The sequence below is a fragment of the Leifsonia sp. Root1293 genome (assembly GCF_001425325.1).
Classification (GTDB): Bacteria; Actinomycetota; Actinomycetes; order Actinomycetales; family Microbacteriaceae; genus Orlajensenia.
Genome location: NZ_LMEH01000001.1, coordinates 1,079,574 through 1,096,895, shown reverse-complemented (window position 1 = coordinate 1,096,895; position 17,322 = coordinate 1,079,574). Strand labels below are relative to the sequence as shown.

Annotated in this window: 12 protein-coding genes; 8 read left to right on the top strand and 4 right to left on the bottom strand. The window is 69.8% G+C overall.

The window, feature by feature from the left end; all coding sequences use genetic code 11:
- The first annotated feature begins 29 nt into the window (after nt 1–29).
- Nucleotides 30–2,597, top strand: a complete 2,568-nt coding sequence (gene glgP, locus ASC59_RS05075; RefSeq protein ID WP_055819066.1) for an alpha-glucan family phosphorylase — start codon at nt 30–32, stop codon at nt 2,595–2,597.
- Between the two features lie 170 nt (nt 2,598–2,767).
- Here glgP and ybaK read toward each other — a convergent pair whose 3' ends face one another.
- Together ybaK and glgX are read right to left on the bottom strand one after the other, a co-directional pair.
- Nucleotides 2,768–3,253 carry a Cys-tRNA(Pro) deacylase gene (gene ybaK / locus ASC59_RS05070; protein ID WP_055819063.1) on the bottom strand — a complete coding sequence of 162 codons (486 nt, stop codon included), beginning with the start codon at nt 3,251–3,253 and terminating at the stop codon, nt 2,768–2,770.
- 27 nt (nt 3,254–3,280) lie between these two features.
- Nucleotides 3,281–5,323, bottom strand: a complete 2,043-nt coding sequence (gene glgX, locus ASC59_RS05065; RefSeq protein ID WP_055819060.1) for a glycogen debranching protein GlgX — start codon at nt 5,321–5,323, stop codon at nt 3,281–3,283.
- 191 nt (nt 5,324–5,514) lie between these two features.
- Here glgX and ASC59_RS05060 point away from each other — a divergent pair, with 191 nt between their 5' ends.
- The 7 genes from ASC59_RS05060 (at nt 5,515) to gatB (ending at nt 15,551) form a co-directional block, all read left to right on the top strand.
- Complete coding sequence (locus ASC59_RS05060; protein ID WP_055819057.1) at nt 5,515–6,726, top strand: cysteine desulfurase family protein; 1,212 nt, start codon at nt 5,515–5,517, stop codon at nt 6,724–6,726.
- Between the two features lie 64 nt (nt 6,727–6,790).
- On the top strand, nt 6,791–7,933 hold the full coding sequence (gene mnmA / locus ASC59_RS05055) for a tRNA 2-thiouridine(34) synthase MnmA (RefSeq protein WP_082513400.1): 1,143 nt from the start codon (nt 6,791–6,793) through the stop codon (nt 7,931–7,933).
- A gap of 131 nt (nt 7,934–8,064) precedes the next feature.
- Entirely contained in the window at nt 8,065–10,392 is a 2,328-nt protein-coding gene (gene ligA / locus ASC59_RS05050; RefSeq protein WP_055819051.1) for an NAD-dependent DNA ligase LigA, read from the top strand.
- Between the two features lie 3 nt (nt 10,393–10,395).
- The gene (locus tag ASC59_RS05045) at nt 10,396–12,168 is read left to right on the top strand and encodes an alkaline phosphatase family protein (RefSeq protein ID WP_055819048.1); all 1,773 of its coding nucleotides are present in this window, start codon (nt 10,396–10,398) and stop codon (nt 12,166–12,168) included.
- Nucleotides 12,169–12,208: 40 nt separating this feature from the next.
- Nucleotides 12,209–12,508, top strand: coding sequence for an Asp-tRNA(Asn)/Glu-tRNA(Gln) amidotransferase subunit GatC (gene gatC, locus ASC59_RS05040; RefSeq protein ID WP_055819045.1), 300 nt, complete (start codon nt 12,209–12,211; stop codon nt 12,506–12,508).
- Nucleotides 12,505–14,034 carry an Asp-tRNA(Asn)/Glu-tRNA(Gln) amidotransferase subunit GatA gene (gene gatA, locus ASC59_RS05035; protein ID WP_055819042.1) on the top strand — a complete coding sequence of 510 codons (1,530 nt, stop codon included), beginning with the start codon at nt 12,505–12,507 and terminating at the stop codon, nt 14,032–14,034. The genes gatC and gatA overlap by 4 nt, the downstream gene beginning before the upstream one ends.
- Complete coding sequence (gatB, locus tag ASC59_RS05030; protein WP_055819039.1) at nt 14,034–15,551, top strand: Asp-tRNA(Asn)/Glu-tRNA(Gln) amidotransferase subunit GatB; 1,518 nt, start codon at nt 14,034–14,036, stop codon at nt 15,549–15,551. Before gatA ends, gatB begins: the two co-directional genes overlap by 1 nt.
- 127 nt (nt 15,552–15,678) lie before the next feature.
- Here gatB and ASC59_RS05025 read toward each other — a convergent pair whose 3' ends face one another.
- Together ASC59_RS05025 and ASC59_RS05020 are read right to left on the bottom strand one after the other, a co-directional pair.
- Nucleotides 15,679–16,479 (bottom strand): PDC sensor domain-containing protein, encoded by an 801-nt coding sequence (locus tag ASC59_RS05025; protein WP_055819036.1) that lies wholly within the window; start codon nt 16,477–16,479, stop codon nt 15,679–15,681.
- Nucleotides 16,476–17,237, bottom strand: a complete 762-nt coding sequence (locus ASC59_RS05020) for a FadR/GntR family transcriptional regulator (protein WP_055819032.1) — start codon at nt 17,235–17,237, stop codon at nt 16,476–16,478. Before ASC59_RS05020 ends, ASC59_RS05025 begins: the two co-directional genes overlap by 4 nt.
- Between the last annotated feature and the right edge of the window lie 85 nt (nt 17,238–17,322).

Here is a 17,322-nt window from a genome sequence, read left to right as displayed (position 1 = left end):
GGTCACACCTCGGCCTTAGGGTGAGTCGCGTGAAGGCCATCCGCAAGTTCACCGTCCGTGCCGTTCTCCCCGAGCGCCTCAGCGCCCTGGAGGCCCTTGCAGGCAACCTGCGCTGGTCGTGGCACGAGCCGACCAGGCGCCTGTTCGAGCGCATCGACCCCACGGTGTGGCGCGCGGTCGACCACGACCCGATCGCGCTGCTCGGCGAGGTCAGCCGCGAACGCCTGGACGAGCTCGCCGCCGATGACGGCTACGTCGGCTGGGCCGATCAGCTGCGCGCCGAGCTCACCTCCTACCTCGATGAGCCGCGCTGGTACCAGCACCTCGACGGGGAGAAGCCAGCCCGCATCGCCTACTTCTCGCCGGAGTTCGGCATCGCCGCCACCCTGCCCCAGTATTCGGGCGGCCTCGGCATCCTCGCCGGCGACCACCTGAAGAGCGCATCCGACCTCGGCATCCCGCTCGTGGCGGTCGGCCTGTTCTACAAGGCCGGCTACTTCACCCAGGCCATCTCGGCCGACGGCTGGCAGCTCGAGAGCTATCCGGCGCTCGATCCAGACGGACTGCCGCTCTCCGTTCTGCGTCGCCCCGACCGGTCGCCGCTGCAGATCTCCATCGCGCTTCCGGATGGCCGGGCCCTGCACGCCCGCATCTGGCAGGCGGCCGTCGGGCGCGTACGGCTGCTGCTGCTCGACACCGACATCCCCGAGAACGCCGACGACCTGCGCCAGATCACCGATCGTCTCTACGGGGGCGGGGGAGAGCACAGGCTGCTGCAGGAGATCCTGCTCGGCATCGGAGGGGTGCGCGCGGTGCTCGCCTGGTCCGAGCTCACCCGCTCGGAGGCGCCCGAGGTGTTCCACACGAACGAGGGCCATGCGGGGTTCCTCGGGCTCGAGCGCATCGCCGGTCTGATCGGCGAGGGACTCTCCTTCTCGGAGGCGCTCGAGGTCGTGCGTGCCGGAACCGTGTTCACGACGCACACCCCGGTGCCTGCCGGAATCGATCGGTTCGACGCTGCGCTCGTCGCCCGCTACTTCTCCGCCGATCTGCTGCCCGGGGTGCAGGTGGACGACGTGCTGGAGCTCGGCGCCGAGTCGTACGAGGGTGGCACGAAGGACGTCTTCAACATGGCCGTCATGGGGCTGAGGCTCGCGCAACGCGCCAACGGCGTCTCGAAGCTGCACGGGCAGGTGAGTCGGGGCATGTTCTCAGGACTCTGGCCGGGCTTCGACCCCAACGACGTCCCGATCGGCTCCGTCACGAACGGTGTGCACGCTCCGACCTGGACCAACCCGCGCCTCCTCGAGCTCGCCGAGAAGACCTTCGGAACCTCGGACACCACCCGTGTCGACTGGTCGTCGGAGGCGCTCAGCGACATCGACCTGTGGTCGGTGCGGAACGCCATGCGGGCCGACCTCGTCGAGGACGCACGCCGCCGCACCGCCAAGTCCTGGCGCAGCCAGAACCCGACCGGTCCTGTGGCCGGCTGGACGAACGAAGTGCTCGACCCCGACGTGCTCACGATCGGATTCGCCCGTCGCGTGCCCACCTACAAGCGGCTCACGCTCATGCTGCACGACCGTGACCGCCTGCGCGCCCTTCTCACGCATCCGGAGCGTCCGATCCAGATCGTGGTCGCCGGGAAGTCGCATCCGGCTGACGACGAAGGGAAGCGGCTCATCCAGGAGCTGGTGCGCTTCGCAGCTGAGCCCGAGATCCGGGGCCGCCTCGTGTTCCTGCCCGACTACGACATCGCGATGGCCCAGACCCTGTACCCGGGCACCGATGTGTGGCTGAACAATCCACTGCGCCCGCTCGAGGCCTGCGGAACCTCGGGCATGAAGGCTGCGCTCAACGGCGTGCTCAACCTCTCCATCCTCGACGGCTGGTGGGACGAGTTCTACGACGGTGAGAACGGCTGGGCCATTCCGTCGGCCGAGGTGACCGATCCGGCCGAGCGCGACCGCCGCGAGGCCGAGGCGATGTACGACCTCATCGAGCACGAGATCGCCCCGCGCTTCTACGACCGCGATCACGACGGCATCCCGCGGGGCTGGATGCGCTCCATCCGGCACACCCTGCGCACGCTGTCGCCGGCTCTGTCGGCAGATCGCATGGTGGGCGAGTACGTGCAGGCGCTGTACGTGCCTGCCGCCGCTGCCGAGAAAGCACTGTCGGCCGATCACTTCGAGGGCGGACGCCAGCTGGCCGCCTGGCGGGCGAAGGTCGATGCGGCGTGGCCGGGCGTGTCCGTCGCGCACGTGGAGTCCGGTGGCATGACCTCGGTGCCCCAGGTGGGCGACGAGCTGCACCTGCGCGCCCACATCCACCTCGGCGGACTCACGCCCGACGACGTGCTCGTCGAGGCCGTCTACGGCCGCAGTGGCGAGGGCGACGAGCTCACCGACGTGCACCGGCTGGCCCTCGAGCCGGTGTCTTCGAATGGGACGGCACCGGATGCCGGCAAGCCGACGCTCTTCACGGGGACGGTGCGGCTCGCTCGCGCCGGGTCGTTCGGCTACACGGTGCGAGTGGTTCCCCACAACGCATTGATGGCGGCATCCGCCGACCTGGGACTGATCGCGACGGCTTAGGGACCACCCGTTGGTCGAGTAGCGCCCTCACCGCTGGTCGAGTCGTGCCCGAGCGGAGCGAGGACACGTATCGAGACCATGCAAAGCGACCCCGCGCGATGAGGTGATCTCGATACGCGTGCGACTTGGTCGCTCGCTACTCGATCAGCGGGTGGGCATCAGCGAGCGGTTCAGCGGGCTATCGCCGCGAACGTCGCGCCGGTGATCGCCGCCAGGTCGTCTGGGGCCAGCTCGATGTCGAAACCGCGCCGCCCGCCCGACACGAACACGGTGTCGAACAGGATGGCGGTCTCGTCGATCACCGTCGTCAGCGGCGTCTTCTGGCCGATCGGGCTGATGCCACCGACGATGTAGCCCGACTTGCGCTCCGCGAGCTTCGGGTCGGCCATCGCTGCCTTGCCGCCGCCTGCCGCGGCCGCGAGTGCCTTGAGGTCGAGCATCCCGGTCACCGGAACGACGGCGACCACCAGGGTGCCTGCGACGTCCGCGACGAGGGTCTTGAACACCTGCTCCGGATCGAGCCCGAGCTTCTCGGCGGCCTCGGTGCCGAAGTTCGTCGCCCGCGGGTCGTGCTCGTAGACGTGAGCCGTGAACGGGATGCCGGCCGCGCCGAGTGCGAGTGTCGCCGGCGTGCCCGGAGCATCCGTCCTGCCCATCAGTTCAGCGCCATCAGTCGTGAGCCGTCAGCCGTGAGCGCGGTACAGCTGCATCGACGTCGCGGACACCGCCAGCTCCTGGCCCGGGACGAACTCGGTCTCGCGGTCGTCGAGGGAGTCGTCGGAGGAGTCCCAGAGCAGCGTGTAGCCCTCGACGCCGCTGTGCTCGGGAAGGGTGACCGATGTCGGTTCCTCGAGCGCGTGGATGACGAGCAGGATGCGATTGAACTCCTCGAACTCCGGAGTGGACGCCGCGAGGTACTGCAGGGTGCGCTCGTCGGCCGAGTTCCAGTCCTCCTCGGACATCGAGAGGCCCTCGTCGTTGAACCAGTCCATCTGCGATGCGCTCGGCACGGCTTCGCCGAACATCCCGAAGTTCACCGGACGCAGCGCCGGGTTCTCGCGGCGCAGCTGCAGCAGTCGTTTCGTGACACGGAACAGGTCGGTCTGCCAGGCCTCGCGCTTCCAGCTCAGCCAGGTGAGCTCGCTGTCCTGGCAGTAGGCGTTGTTGTTGCCGCGCTGGGTGCGCCCGTACTCGTCGCCGGCCGTCAGCATGGGCACCCCGGCCGAGAGCAGCAGGGTGCCGAGGAGGTTGCGCATGGCGCGGCGGCGGGTGTCGAGGATGGCGGCATCCGTCGTCGGACCCTCGACTCCGTGATTGAAGGAGTTGTTGTTGCTCGAGCCGTCGCGGTTGTTCTCGCCGTTGCCCTCGTTGTGCTTCTGGTTGTACGCCGTGAGGTCGGCGAGGGTGAAGCCGTCGTGCGCCGTGATGAAGTTGAGCGAGGCGAGCGGGCCGCGCGGCTGCGAGAAGGTGTTCGCCGAGCCGGCCAGTCGGGTGGCGAAGCGGCCGATGCCGCTGCCGGCGGACCCCGTCGCGCGGGCGCGGGCGATGTCGCCGAGCCAGAAATCGCGCATCCGGTCGCGGTAGCGGTCGTTCCACTCGGTCCAGCCGTCGCCGAACGCCCCGGTCTTCCAGCCGTCGGGGCCGATGTCCCACGGCTCGGCGATGAGCTTGCGCTGCGACAGCACCGGGTCGTTCAGGATGCCCCGGAGCAGCGGATGCTCCGGGGTGAACGACAGGTCCTCTCCGCGTCCGAGGGTGGCTGCGAGGTCGAACCTGAATCCGTCGATCTGCACCTCTTCCGCCCAGTAGCGCAGGGAGTCCAGCACGAGATCCTGCGGCGCCTGCTGGCCGAAGTCGAGGGTGTTGCCGCAGCCCGTGGTGTCGATGTAGCCACCGTGCGCGTCCTGGCGGTAGTAGCCGCGATTGTCGAGGCCCCGCAGGCTCGTGGTCGGGCCGCCCGGGCCCTCCTCGGCCGTGTGGTTGTAGACGACGTCGAGGATGACCTCGATGCCGCCCTTGTGCAGCGCCTTGACCATGCCCTTGAACTCGCGCAGCACGGCGTCGGCGCCCGAGGCCTGCGCCGCGTCGGAGGCGTATGGCGCATGGGGTGCGAAGAACCCGAGGGTGTTGTAGCCCCAGTAGTTCTCGAGCCCCTGTTTGATGAGGCGCTGCTCAGAGGTGAAGGCGTGGACGGGAAGCAGCTCGACGGCGGTCACGCCGAGCTCCTGCAGGGCCGCGACGGAGGCGTCGTGTGCGAGCCCGGCATACGTTCCCCGGAGCTCGACCGGAACGTCGGGGTTCAGCTTGCTGAAGCCCTTCACGTGCATCTCGTAGACGACGGTGTGATCGAGGGAGGTGCGCGGCGACTCGATGCCCTGCCAGTCGAACTGGTCGTCGACGACCACGGAGTGCCATCCGCCGGCCGACCGGGTGATGCCGCGGCCGTAGGGGTCGAGGAGCAGCCGATCGGGGTCGAAGGCGTCCTGGGGAGTGCTCGGCCCGCTGGCGCGCAGCGCGTACTGGCGGCCGGGGGACAGGCTGCGGGTCCGGGCGAACCACACGTCACCCTCGCGGGTCATCGGAACGGTCTTGAAGACCCAGTCGGAGTCGTTGGTGTCGAACAGGCAGAGTTCCAGCGATTCGGCGGTCGCGCTCCAGACGCGCAACTCGCCTCCGTGCGAGGTCATCCGTACGCCGAGCGGGGCGGAGGGCCGGGCGTGAGTCATGCGATCAACAGTACTGATCGCGCGCGGTCCATCCGGACACGGCCCTCCAGCCGGCGCGCTCGTGCGGCACGCGAGCGCTGCGGCGTGCGGGTCGCGGGTGGCGCGGGCGTCGCGTCAGGTCGCCGCAGTCCGTGACGTTCGGGTGCCGAGACAGGCGAGAATGGAACCAGCTCGATCGGAACGGAGGCGACATGGCGGTCTATCTCGACCACGCCGCGACGACTCCGATGTCGGATGCCGCCATCTCGGCCTACGTCGAGGCCATGGCCCTCGTCGGGAACCCGTCGTCCATCCACAGCCAGGGGCAGAACGCCCGTCGCCTGCTCGAAGAGGCCAGGGAGAAGGTCGCAGCGAGCGTCGGTTGCGATCCGATCGAGGTCGTGTTCACCGGCAACGGCACCGAGGCGATCAACCTGGCGATCAAGGGCCTGTACTGGGCACGCCCCGGCTCCCGCATCCTCGTTCCCGGCGGCGAGCACCACGCCACGATCGACACCGTCGAGTGGCTCAAGCGGCACGAGGGCGCCATGATCGAGTGGCTGCCGCTGGACGAGCTCGGACGCGTTCGCCTCGACGCCCTCGATAAGGCCCTGGCCACGGACCCGGCGTCGATCGCGCTCGTCAGCATGCTCTGGGCGAACAACGAGGTCGGCACCATCCAGCCGATCGCCGAGATCGCAGGGCTGGCCGCTCGCCACGGCGTGCCCCTCCACCTCGACGCCGTGGCGGCCTACGGCCACGTGCCGATCGACTTCGCCTCGCTCCGATCCGAGTCCGGTGCCGCACCGGGTGTCGGCCTCGTCGCGCTCAGCGTGTCCGCCCACAAGATCGGCGGCCCCGTCGGCATCGGAGCCCTCGTGCTCAGTCGCACCGCCGCGCTCGAGGCGTTGATCCACGGCGGCGGCCAGCAGCGCCAGGTGAGGTCGGGCACGCAGGACGTCGCGGCGGCGGTGTCGTTCGCGGCGGCATCCGGAACCGTGATCCCCGTGATGGAGGCGGAGTCGGCGCGGGTGCTCGCGCTCCGCGATCGACTGGTGGCCGGAGTCGTCGCCGCGGTGCCCACGGTCTCGGTCAACGGCGACCAGGATGCTTCTGGACACCTCCCGGGAACAGCGCACTTCGCCTTCCCGGGCTGCCAGGGCGACTCGTTGCTGTTCCTGCTCGATGCTTCAGGCGTTTCGGTCTCGACCGGTTCGGCCTGCCAGGCCGGAATCCCCGAGCCGTCGCACGTGCTTCTGGCGATGGGGCGGGACGACGAGACCGCACGCAGCGCCCTGCGCGTGACGCTCGGGCGCACGACCACCGAGGACGACGTCGACGCGTTCGTGGCCGCCCTGCCCGCCGCGTACGCGCAGGCCGCACGGGCGGGCCTCGCCGGCCGGGTGACCTCCTTCGATCGCTGAGCGACCCGGACCCTGTACAGACCGGATCGGCATCCGTCCAGCATCCGTTTCGTAGACTGGGACCATGAGAGTTCTGGCAGCCATGAGCGGTGGCGTCGATTCCGCGGTCGCGGCCGCGCGCGCCGTCGACGCCGGACACGACGTGGTCGGCGTTCACCTCGCGCTCAGCCGCATGCCCGGGACACTACGAACCGGATCGCGCGGATGCTGCACCATCGAGGACTCGATGGACGCGCAGCGCGCGGCCAACCTCATCGGCATCCCGTACTACGTGTGGGACTTCTCCGAGAGGTTCAAGGCCGACGTCGTCGACGACTTCATCGCCGAGTACTCGGCGGGGCGCACCCCCAACCCGTGCATGCGCTGCAACGAGCGCATCAAGTTCTCCGCCCTCCTCGAGAAGGCGGTCTCGCTCGGCTTCGACGCCGTCGTCACCGGGCACTACGCCTCGATCACCACGGATGCGGCCGGCAACCGGGAGCTGCACCGCGCTGCGGCGTGGGCGAAGGACCAGTCCTACGTGCTCGGTGTGCTGACGACGGAGCAGCTCGCCTACGCGATGTTCCCGCTCGGCGCGACGCCGTCGAAGGCGGAGGTGCGCGCCGAGGCTGCGGAGCGCGGATTCAGCGTCGCCTCGAAGCCTGACAGCCACGACATCTGCTTCATCCCCGACGGTGACACCCGCGGCTGGCTCGCCGAGCGCGTCGGTGCCGAGACCGGCGACATCCTCGACCGCACCGGAGCGAAGCTCGGCGAGCACGAGGGCGCCCACGCCTACACCGTCGGCCAGCGCCGCGGACTGCAGATCGGCACGCCGGCCGCGGACGGCAAACCGCGCTTCGTGCTCGAGGTGCGCCCGAAGGACAACACCGTGGTCGTCGGGCCCAAGGAGGCGCTCGACATCGCCGAGATCGCCGGGTCGCGCTTCACCTGGGCCGGGCTGCCGCCGCTCAACTCGCACATGCCGTTCGAGTGCGAGGTGCAGATCCGTGCCCACGCCGATCCCGTGCCCGCGACCGCCGTCGTGTCGACGGATGCCGCCGGAGCCGACGAGCTCGTCGTCACCCCGCACGTGCCGCTGAACGGCGTCGCTCCCGGCCAGACCGCCGTCGTCTACGTCGGCACCCGCGTGCTCGGCCAGTGCACCATCGACCGCACGGTGAGCGCTGTGCCGGTGGAGCCGGTGCTCGCCGACGCCATCGCGTAGCGCGCGGCCCTGCTCGCTGAGGCCCGCGCGTAGCGCGCGGCCGAAGCGCATCGAGCGCGGACGTCGTCCGGCTCTCTGCGAGCGGTGAGTGAACCGCATCCGCCGTCGGTGGTCGTCCCTAGACTGAACGGGTGAGCCCCGATGCATCCGCGACGCCGCCGACCGACGACCAACTCGAGACGCTCAGCCTCGAGCAGGCCTCGGCCCGTGCCGGCGAGCTGACCACTCTCATCCTCGAGGCGCGCGACGCCTACTACGAGCGCGACGCGGCCATCTACTCCGACCAGGAGTACGACGCCTTCATCCACGAGCTCGAGGCGCTGGAGCGGCTCTTCCCCGCGGTCCAGAGCCAGGACAGCCCCACCCTCACCGTCGGCGGCCGGGCCGACGCCACGCTGTTCGCGCCGGTGCAGCACGCCGAGCGCATGCTCAGCCTCGACAACGTGTTCTCGATCGAGGAGTTCGAACTCTGGGCTGCCAAGGTCGAGCGCGATGCCGGCCGCAGGGTCGACTACCTCTGCGAGCTCAAGATCGACGGGCTCGCGATCAACCTGCGCTACGAGCGCGGGGTGCTGGTCTCTGCGGCGACCCGCGGCGACGGCGTCGTCGGAGAAGACGTGACCGAGAACGTGCGCTTCATCTCCGTCATCCCCGAGAAGCTCGCCGGAAGCGGCCACCCCGACATCGTCGAGGTGCGCGGAGAGGTCTACTTCCCGGTCGAGCTGTTCCGCGAGCTCAATGCCGCCCAGGCGGCAGCGGGCGATCGGGTCTTCGCCAACCCGCGCAACGCGGCCAGCGGTTCGCTGCGGCAGAAGGCCGAGAGCAAGACGGCGACCCAGCTCAAGCTCATGCACGACAGGCTCTCCAGGCTCCGGATGCTGGTGCACGGCATCGGCGCCTGGCAGAACCCGCCGGTGTCCAGCCAGTCCGAGACCTACGAGCTGCTGAAGAGCTGGGGGCTGCCCACCTCGCCGTACTACCGGGTGGTCTCGACGGCGGCCGAGGCGTCCGACTTCATCCGCTACTACGGCGAGCACCGTGACAGCGTGAGCCATGAGATCGACGGCATCGTCATCAAGGTCGACGAGCTCGAACTCCACGACGAACTCGGTGCCACGAGCCGGGCGCCGCGCTGGGCCATCGCCTACAAGTACCCGCCGGAGCAGGTGAACACCAAGCTGCTCGACATCGTCGTGAGCGTGGGCCGCACCGGCCGTGCCACCCCGTACGCCGTGATGGAGAAGGTGCGCGTCGCCGGCAGCGAAGTGCGTCAGGCCACGCTGCACAACCAGGACGTCGTCAAGGCCAAGGGCGTGCTGATCGGCGACACCGTGGTGCTCCGCAAGGCCGGTGACGTCATCCCCGAGGTGCTCGGCCCGGTGGTCGAACTGCGCGACGGCTCGGAGCGCGCCTTCGTCATGCCCGCGAACTGCCCGGAATGCGGCACTCCGCTGGCGCCGGCCAAAGAGGGCGACATCGACCTGCGCTGTCCTAACGCCCGCAGCTGCCCGGCGCAGGTGCGCGGACGGGTCGAGCACATCGGGTCGCGCGGCGCCCTCGACATCGAGGCGCTCGGCGAGGTCGCCGCATCCGCGCTCACCCAGCCCGAGAAGCCCGAGGTGCCGCCCCTCGTGACGGAGGCGGCCCTGTTCTCGCTCACGGTGGCCGACCTGTTCCCCATCGAGGTCGTCGTGCGCGACCCCGAGACCGGGCTGCCGAAGGAGCTCGACGACGGCGCTGCCAAGATCGACACTCCCTTCCGGCGGCGTCGGGCCAAGAAGGACGGCCCCGTCGATCCCGAAGCCGAGGACTTCACCGGCGACGCGGATGCCGTTCCGTCGGCGAACGCCATCAAGCTCATCGAGGAGATCGAGAAGGCGAAGACGAAGCCCCTGGCTCGCATTCTGGTCGCGCTCAACATCCGCCACGTCGGTCCGGTGGCCGCGCGCGCTCTCGCGGGCTGGTTCGGGTCGCTCGACGCGATCCGGGCGTCCAGTCGCGAGGAGCTCGCCGAAGTCGAGGGTGTCGGAGGAATCATCGCCGACGCCGTCATCGACTGGTTCACCGTCGACTGGCATGTCGACATCGTCGATCGCTGGACGACGGCCGGTGTGCAGTTCACGACCCCCGGGCATCCGGGTCCCGGAGCAGCCGCGGCGGCGGGTGGGCCGCTCGTCGGACTCACCGTCGTGGCCACGGGATCGCTCGAGGGCTTCACCCGTGAGGGGGCGCAGGAGGCGATCATCGCTGCCGGCGGCAAGTCGGCGTCCAGCGTCTCGAAGAACACCGACTTCGTGGCAGCCGGTCCCGGGGCGGGATCCAAGCTCGCCAAGGCCGAGGCACTCGGCATCCCGATCCTCGATGCCGACCAGTTCCGACTGCTGCTCGAGGGTGGGCCGACGGCTGTAGCCGTGCCGGGCGCAGGCGGAGACGATGGCGCCTCCGAAGACGCGGTCTGACTCGTGGCAGCCCGGAGCGAGCAGGAACCGACGGCGGGGCAGGAGCCTGACCGGAAGCCTGGCGGCACCTCGCGGCGCGCTTTCCTCACGGCCGGCGGCATAGCGGCAGCCGGTGTCATCGCCGGCGGCGTCGCCGGTGAAGTGATCGGCCACGAGAGGGGCGTGAGCGACGCCGAGGCCGGGGCGGCGCAACCCACGCCGGATCCGGGCGCCGCGCCGGGCATCCAGCACGTCGTGGTGCTCATGGGCGAGAACCGCTCCTTCGACAACCTTCTCGGCTACCTCTACACGCCCGACGACCTTCCGCGCGGCCAGACCTTCGACGGTCTCGCCTTCGGGGAGTACTCGAACACCACCCTCGAGGGCGACACCGTCGCGGCGCACGTCTACACCGGACCGACCGACGAGATCATGAGCCGTCCCGACCCCGACCCCGGTGAGGAGTATCCGCACGTCAACACGCAGCTCTTCGGCACCGTCGACCCGCCGTCGAACTCCGGGATCGCCGTCGAGGACATGCGAGCGCCGTTCAACGCTCCCGCGGCCGGGACGAAGCCGACCATGAGCGGGTTCCTCGCCGACTACGGCGCCGAGTACAGGCACCTCCGCGGCGGAACTCCCCCCAGCCCTGAGGCGGCCGCTCACATCATGGGGAGCTTCTCTCCCGAGATGCTCCCGGTGCTGTCGACGCTGGCCCGCAACTTCGCCCTGTACGACGCCTGGCACTGCGCCGTGCCATCGCAGACGTTCTGCAACCGATCGTTCTTCCACGCCTCGACCTCGCATGGCTTCGTCACCAACAAGGGCGGTGCCGGCTACAGCAAGTGGCTCGATGCCCCGGCCGACCCGACGGTCTTCAACCGCCTGGAGGATGCCGGCATCGACTGGCGGATCTACTTCGACGACCTGCAGCTCGTCTCGCTCACGGGCGTGCTGCACGCACCGGCTCTGGAGAAGTACTGGCGCACGGCGCACTTCGCTCCCATGTCGCAGTTCTACACTGACGTGGCCGACGGCAAGCTCGCGCCATACTCGTTCGTCGAGCCGCGTCTCATCTACGACCACAACGACTTCCACCCACCGGTGGGACGTCTTCGCGAGAGCAACCTCGACGGCGAGCCGGTGATCGACAGCGCCGTGTCCGACGTGCGCGCGGGCGAGGCGCTCGTGCACCGCATCTACGACGCCGTGCGCACGAGCACGGCGACGACGGGCTCGAACGCTCTCAACACCCTGCTGCTCATCACCTTCGACGAGCACGGCGGCACCTACGACCACGTGCCCCCGCCCGACGCGACGCCTCCCGGCGGCAGCGGCGTCGATGATCCCGGCGAGATGGGCTTCACCTTCGACAGGCTCGGATGCCGCGTGCCGGCGATAGCGATCTCCGCGTGGACGGCATCCGGCAGCGTGATCAACGACCCCATGCACCACGGCTCGCTCATTGCGACGCTGTCGAAGCTGCACGGCCTGAAGCCGCTCACCGAGCGCGACGACGGGGCTCCCGACATCCTGAACGCCGTCACCCTGCGCACGCCGCGTGATCCGCGCACGTGGCCGACGACGACGCCGCAGTACACGCCGCCCAATCCCGAGTCGACGACGCACCCGGCCGAGAAGGACCGCGATCATCCGCTCAGCCCGCCCGGTCGCGGCCTGGTCGGCCTGCTGATCGCCAAGTACGGCGCCCCCGGAGAAGCCGAGCCGCAGACCTACGGCGACGCGTTCGACCTCCTGCAGAAGTACGGCGCCGGGCTGTTCGGCGTGCCCCGATAGAATCGACCGGTACCCACACGCCACGATCCGACGGAGACCCATGTCCGGAATCAGTGCCGAGCAGGTCGCGCACATCGCGAATCTCGCACGCATCGACCTCAGCCCAGAAGAGATCGCGACCCTCACCGCGGAACTCGACCAGATCGTCGACTCCGTCGCGAAGGTGACCGAGGTCGCCACGCCGGACGTGCCGGCCACGAGCCACCCGATCCCGCTCGAGAACGTCTTCCGCGACGACGTCGTCGGCGAGACCCTCACGGTGGAGCAGGCCCTGGCCGGCGCCCCCGACCACGACGGCTCGCGCTTCCGCGTGTCCGCGATCCTGGGGGAGGAGCAGTGACCGACGACATCATCCGCCTGAGCGCATCCGAGCTCGGTGAGCGCCTCGCCGCCCACGAGATCAGCGCCGTCGAGGCGACGCAGGCCTCACTCGACCGCATCGCCGCCGTCGACGGCGGCGTGCACGCCTTTCTCCACGTGGCGACGGATGCCGCCCTCGACGCGGCCCGCGACATCGATCGACGCCGCGGTTCGGGCGAGAAGCTCGGCCCGCTCGCCGGTGTCCCCATCGCCGTGAAGGACGTCCTGGTGACGACCGACATGCCGACGACAGCGGGATCGCGCATCCTGGAGGGCTGGGTTCCGCCCTACGACGCCACCTCGGTGCGCCTCGTGCGCGAGGCGGGACTCATCCCCATCGGCAAGACCAACATGGACGAGTTCGCCATGGGGTCCAGCACCGAGCACTCGGCCTACGGCCCGACCCACAACCCGTGGGCGCTCGACCGCATCCCCGGCGGCTCCGGTGGTGGCTCGGCCGCGGCCGTTGCTGCCTTCGAGGCGCCCATCGCCCTCGGCAGCGACACCGGTGGCAGCATCCGCCAGCCGGCTCACGTCACCGGCACTGTCGGCGTCAAGCCGACCTACGGTGCCGTCAGCCGCTACGGCGCCATCGCCATGGCCTCCTCGCTCGACCAGATCGGCCCCGTGAGCCGCACCGTGCTCGATGCGGCGCTGCTGCACGACATCATCGGCAAGCACGACCACCACGACTCCACGTCGCTCCGCGATCGCTGGCCGTCCATGGCAGAGGCCGTGCGCAACGCGGATGTCTCCGGCATGCGCATCGGCGTCATCCGCCAGCTCGACGGCGAGGGCTTCCAGCAGGGCGTGCTCGACCGGTTCCACGAGTCGCTCGCGCTGCTCGAGAAGGCCGGCGCCGAGATCGTCGAGGTCAACACCCCGAACTTCGAGTACGCCATCTCGGCGTACTACCTGATCATGCCGGCCGAGGCCTCGAGCAACCTGGCCAAGTTCGACTCCGTGCGCTTCGGATTGCGGGTCACGCCCCAGGGCGGCGGCACCGTCGAGGACGTGATGGCGGCCACCCGTGAGGCCGGCTTCGGCGCCGAGGTGAAGCGTCGCATCATCCTGGGAACCTACGCCCTGTCGGCCGGGTACTACGACGCGTACTACGGCAGCGCGCAGAAGGTGCGCACGCTCGTGCAGCGCGACTTCAACGCGGCGTTCGCCCAGGTCGACGTCGTCGCCTCGCCGACGGCTCCGACCACAGCGTTCAAGCTCGGGGAGAAGTCCGACGACCCGATGGCCATGTACCTCAACGACATCGCCACCATCCCGGCCAACCTCGCCGGCGTTCCCGGAATCTCGCTGCCTTCGGGTCTCGCAACGGAGGACGGCCTGCCCGTCGGCATCCAGTTCGTCGCTCCCGCGAGAGCCGACGAGCGTCTCTACACCGTCGGCGGAGCGCTCGAGAAGCTCCTCGAGGCCGAATGGGGCGGCCGCCTGCTCGATCAGGCTGCCGATCTCACCCAGCTCATCGCAGCCCAGGAAGGTGCCCGCTGATGGCCCGCGCAGAACTGATGGACTTCGACAAGGCACTCGAGCTGTTCGAGCCCGTGATGGGCTTCGAGGTTCACGTCGAACTGAACACCAAGACCAAGATGTTCTCGGATGCTCCGAACGTGTTCGGTTCCGAGCCCAACACGAACATCACGCCGACCTGCCTCGGCCTGCCGGGCTCCCTGCCGGTCGTCAACGCGCAGGCCGTGCGGTACTCGATCAGCCTCGGACTCGCACTCGGCTGCGAGATCGCTCCGTCGAGCCGCTTCGCACGCAAGAACTACTTCTACCCCGACACCCCGAAGAACTACCAGATCTCCCAGTTCGACGAGCCCATCGCCTTCGAGGGCTCCGTCGACGTCGAGCTGTCCGACGGATCCATCGTGAGCGTTCCCATCGAGCGCGCCCACATGGAGGAGGACGCCGGGAAGCTGACGCACGTCGGTGGCTCGACCGGCCGCATCCAGGGCGCCGAGTACTCGCTGGTCGACTACAACCGTGCCGGTGTCCCGCTCGTCGAGATCGTCACGAAGCCGATCTACGGCGCTGAGCACTCCTCGCCCGAGCTGGCGAAGGCGTACGTCTCGACCATTCGCGACATCGTCGTGTCGCTCGGCATCTCCGACGCCAGGATGGAGCGCGGCAACCTGCGCTGCGACGCCAATGTGTCGCTGCGTCCGCGCGCCGCGGCCGGTGAGCCCGTGGCCCCGCTCGGAACCCGCACCGAGACGAAGAACGTCAACTCCCTGCGCTCCGTCGAGCGCGCAGTGCGCTACGAGATCCAGCGCCAGGCGGCCATCCTCGCGAAGGGCGGCAGCATCACGCAGGAGACGCGGCACTGGCACGAGGACACCGGCGAGACCAGCGCCGGACGCCCGAAGAGCGACGCCGACGACTACCGCTACTTCCCCGAGCCCGACCTGCTCCCGGTCGTTCCGTCCGCCGAGCTGATCGAGGAGCTCCGTTCGGCGCTTCCCGAGCCGCCCGCCGCGCGTCGCCGACGTCTGAAGGCGGAGTGGGGATTCACCGACCTCGAGTTCCAGGACATCAACAACGCGGGTCTGCTCACCGAGATCACGGAGACCGTGGCCGCCGGCGCCACTCCGGCCGCCGCGCGCAAGTGGTGGACCGGCGAGATCGCGCGGATCGCGAACACCTCCGACGCGGATGCCGCGAGCCTGGTGTCGCCCGCCGATGTCGCCGCGCTGGCCAAGCTGGTCGACGCCGGCACGCTCACTCATCGCCTGGCGCGCCAGGTCCTCGAAGGCGTCATCGCCGGTGAGGGAACTCCGCAGGAGGTCGTCGACGCCCGCGGGCTCGCCGTCGTGTCGGACGACGGCGCGCTCATCGCCGCCATCGACGAGGCGCTTCTCGGCCAGCCCGACGTGCTCGCGAAGATCCGCGACGGCAAGGTGCAGGCCGCCGGCGCCGTCATCGGCGCCGTCATGAAGGCCATGAAGGGGCAGGCGGATGCCGCTCGCGTGCGAGAGCTCGTGCTGGAGCGGGCGCAGCAGGTCTAGCGGGACTCCCGCTCGGTGAGGGCGGAGCGCAGCAGCGCTTCGACCGCGGGCTGCGCCCGGGCCTCAGCGAGCGGGGCGGGGGCTGCGCCCGGGCCTCAGCGAGCGGGGCGGGGACCGCGCCCGGGCCTCAGCGAGCGGGGTCCGCTGCGCCGCTCGTGATGACCGCGAGCGTGGTGTCACCGGCGGCCGTCACGCGACGGCCGTCGGCCAGCACCATGGAGGCTCCAGGAGCGAGGTCGCGTACGGCATCCGTCACCGCTGGATCGCGCACCAGCGAACCCGTCGCCAGTCTCGGATCGGTCGAGACGACGATGCGCCCCGAGGCGTTGACGAGGCTCGCGTCGCCGCCGATGCGCCGGAGGGCCGTCAGCAGCACTCGCTCGGCCTCGGTCACGTAGACATCGGCCCCGACGACTCCGACAAGCCGTCCATCGACGAACACCGGATCCGTCAGGGTCAGCGTGTAGTCGTCGGTGCAGAGGTAGTCGACGTAGGGCCCCGTGATGTGTCGGCGTCCCGTGCGCTCGGGAACGCGCCACCACTCCAGCGTGGTGTGGTCGCGGAAGCTGTCGGAGGCGGGATCCTCGACGGCCTCGAGCCTGCGCACCGCCTGCCGTCCTGACGCGCGCCCACCAGCCGTCCCGCTCCCGAAGCTGTTGCCTTCACCCAGCCACCAGGCGAGGTGCCAGGGCGCATCGACGAGGAAGCCGGGGGCTGCGACGAAGCCGGCGCCCACCACCAGCGACCCCTCGCGGGCGAGCTCCTGCCGCACGAGCTCGGCGACCACGGAGTCGACGGCGCGCCGAGTCCGCGCGGCCGGCGAACCGAGCTCGGCCGTCAACGCGACGTTCCACTCGGCGATGGGCGCGAAGACCGCACCGAACACGGCGGTGATGTCGTCGACGTGGGGGAGGGTCGGAGCGATCACGGGGTCTGTTCCTTCGATTCGAGTTCAGCCTTCTCGCCGATCAGCCAGTCGACTGCACCTTGGATGCCGGCGGTGACGAGCTCGCGGGCGGCGGTGGGCTGGACGGCGCTGATGGCGTCGACGATCGCGAGCTGGGCGTCACGGTGGGCATCACGATAGTCCTGCTCGCGCAGGCAGAGCCACAGCAGCGGGCCGAACTCAGCCTGCAGCCGAATCTCCTCCCGAACCAGGCGCGCCGACTGGCTCGCGGCGGCGACCTCGAGGTGGAAGCGCGCGACCCCGCGGCGCGCCGCCGCCTCCGAGGTGACGTCGAGTGATGCCGCGATACCGGCGAGGCCGTCGACGTCGTCGGGGCTCGACCTGTCGGCGGCGATCTCGGCTGCCGTGCCGGCGATCGCCGTGTAGTGCACGCCGAGGTCGCGCAATTCGGCTCGGGAGGCCGTCTGCAGCCTCTCCCTCAGCACGAGAGCGGTGCGGATGCCGCCCGACGTCACGAAGCTCCCGCCGTCGCGCCCGCGGCGTGTGGTCACGAGCCCGCGATTGCGCAGCGCCTCCAGCGCCTCGCGGGCCGTGACGACGGCGACACCGAACTGACGCGCCAGCGCCGTCTCGCTCGGGAGCTTCTCGCCGTCGTGCAGGACACCCAGCGTGATCGCATCGGTCAGACGCTTCTCGACGGCCTCGGCACGGCCGGCGCCGACGAGAGGAGCGAAGACGGCGGCGTGCGTCGCGGTCCCGCCACTGATCGACTGCGGCATCCTCTTCCCCCGAATCTGTGACACGACCGTAACATGTCGCACGCCGCTAAGACATCTGGATCCATATGATTTGAAGCAGGACGAA

Excerpts from the sequence above, each read along its gene's own strand:
- gatC (WP_055819045.1), top strand. The coding sequence starts at position 12,209 with ATGTCCGGAATCAGTGCCGAGCAGGTCGCGCACATCGCGAATCTCGCA.
- glgX (WP_055819060.1), bottom strand. The coding sequence starts at position 5,323 with ATGACTCACGCCCGGCCCTCCGCCCCGCTCGGCGTACGGATGACCTCG.
- gatB (WP_055819039.1), top strand. The coding sequence starts at position 14,034 with ATGGCCCGCGCAGAACTGATGGACTTCGACAAGGCACTCGAGCTGTTC.
- ASC59_RS05060 (WP_055819057.1), top strand. The coding sequence starts at position 5,515 with ATGGCGGTCTATCTCGACCACGCCGCGACGACTCCGATGTCGGATGCC.
- ASC59_RS05020 (WP_055819032.1), bottom strand. The coding sequence starts at position 17,237 with ATGCCGCAGTCGATCAGTGGCGGGACCGCGACGCACGCCGCCGTCTTC.
- ybaK (WP_055819063.1), bottom strand. The coding sequence starts at position 3,253 with ATGGGCAGGACGGATGCTCCGGGCACGCCGGCGACACTCGCACTCGGC.
- mnmA (WP_082513400.1), top strand. The coding sequence starts at position 6,791 with ATGAGAGTTCTGGCAGCCATGAGCGGTGGCGTCGATTCCGCGGTCGCG.